Consider the following 1189-nt stretch of genomic DNA (forward strand, 5'->3'; position numbering starts at 1 on the left):
GGCCGGCAGCCGCCGAAGAGGGGATTACCGGGTGTTGTTCTTGGTGAACGGGAGGATCGTGGCGATGTTGTTCGAGTCGACGATCGACGGGCCGGTGAGCACGGCCTTGCCGCCGCCGATGTCGTTGCCGTTCTTCAGGTTCAGGTACAGCGACGTCACCGCCATGTAACCCTGGACGTACGGCTGCTGGTCGATCGAGAACTCGATCTTCTTGTCCGAGATGTTCTGCGCGACCTCTTGGTTGAGGTCGAAGGTGACCACCTTGGCCGAGCTGCCGGCCGCGTCGATGGCCTTCAGCGCGTCGACGGCGATGGGCGCGCCGAGCGTGACCACGTAGTCGATCGACTTGTCGGCCGACAGCTTTGCCTGCAGCGTCGACACGACAGCCGAGTCGTCGGCGCCGTTGACCTGGATGTTCTCGGTGGCCGAGGCCTTGCCCTTCACGCCGGCACAGCGCGCCTCGAGGGCCACCGAGCCCTGCGCCTGGATGACGCAGAGCGGCTTCTTGCCGCCGCCCTGGGTGATCTTCTCACCGGCGGTGTTGCCGGCGAGAGTCTCGTCCGAGCCGAAGTACATCAGGGCGCCGAGCTGCTGGTACTGGTCGATGCCGGAGTTGAAGCCGACCACCGGGATCTTGGCGTCGGTCGCCCCCTTCACGGCGCCGGCCAGCGCGTCCGGCGTGACCAGGGTGGTGGCGATGCCGTTCACCTTGGAGTCGACCGCGCTCTGGATCAGCTGGGCCTGCTTGGTGGCGTCCGGGTCGTTGGAGTATTTCAGCGTGACGCCGGTGTCCTTCGCCGCCTGCTGGGCGCCGTTCTTCACCTTGTCCCAGAACGTGTCACCCGGGGTCTCGTGGGTGATGAAGGCGATCGTGTATCCCGAGCTGCCGGGGGCGTTGCCACCGCCGGTGTCGGCGTCGTCGGTCTTCTCCCGGCCACCGCCGCTGCAGGCGGTGACCCCGAGGGTCACCACCGCCGCAACGGCGAGGAGGCGAGCTCCGCGCGTACGGTTGATGTTCATCAGGTTTCCCTTCGAAGGGGGACGGTGTCTCATCGTGACCGCGCGGCCGTGGAGTGCAGGCCGGCGGAGTTCAGGTACTGCCGGGTACGCGTGGCGATCGACAGCGGGAGGTCGAAGTCGACCGGGTACATGTCCTGCTCGACGACGACGAACAGCTCGGCGTCGAGCT

At 66.8% G+C, this 1189-nt stretch carries 1 protein-coding gene; it reads right to left on the reverse strand.

Going from position 1 to position 1189, the window contains the following annotated elements; all coding sequences use genetic code 11:
* Positions 1-24: 24 nt before the first annotated feature.
* Complete coding sequence (locus AB0M20_RS44700; RefSeq protein WP_364307682.1) at positions 25-1020, reverse strand: sugar ABC transporter substrate-binding protein; 996 nt, start codon at positions 1018-1020, stop codon at positions 25-27.
* Positions 1021-1189 lie beyond the last annotated feature (169 nt).

Origin of the sequence: Actinoplanes sp. NPDC051633 (genome assembly GCF_040681735.1) — a bacterium.
In the GTDB taxonomy this organism is placed as follows: Bacteria; Actinomycetota; Actinomycetes; order Mycobacteriales; family Micromonosporaceae; genus Actinoplanes.